The sequence below is a fragment of the Aquitalea sp. ASV11 genome, assembly GCF_016429185.1.
GTDB classification, from domain to species: domain Bacteria; phylum Pseudomonadota; class Gammaproteobacteria; order Burkholderiales; family Chromobacteriaceae; genus Aquitalea; species Aquitalea pelogenes.
In genome coordinates this window covers 1-255 of record NZ_JAELUD010000318.1, presented here as the reverse complement: position 1 = coordinate 255, position 255 = coordinate 1, and the positions used below count along the sequence as shown (strand labels likewise).

Genomic DNA, 255 nt, shown 5'->3' with positions numbered 1-255 from the left:
CGGCTTCGGTCAGGGTCTTGTGGTCGATTTCGGGGCTATGCTGGGTGGACAGCACCACGGTGTCGATGCGCTTGGGCAGGCCGGTTTCACCATCGTAGACGCAGGTGATCTGGCTCTTGGCGTCCGGACGCAGCCACGGCAGGCGGCCGTCCTTGCGCAGTTCGGCCTGGCGCTGCACCAGACGGTGGGCGTAATAGATGGGGAAAGGCATCAGCGTCGGGGTTTCGTCGCAGGCATAACCGAACATCAGGCCCT

Annotated in this window: 1 pseudogene; it reads right to left on the bottom strand. The window is 63.9% G+C overall.

What is annotated here, in order from left to right:
• A pseudogene (locus tag JHD62_RS22355) lies at positions 1 to 255 on the bottom strand (methionine adenosyltransferase); the annotation flags it as partial.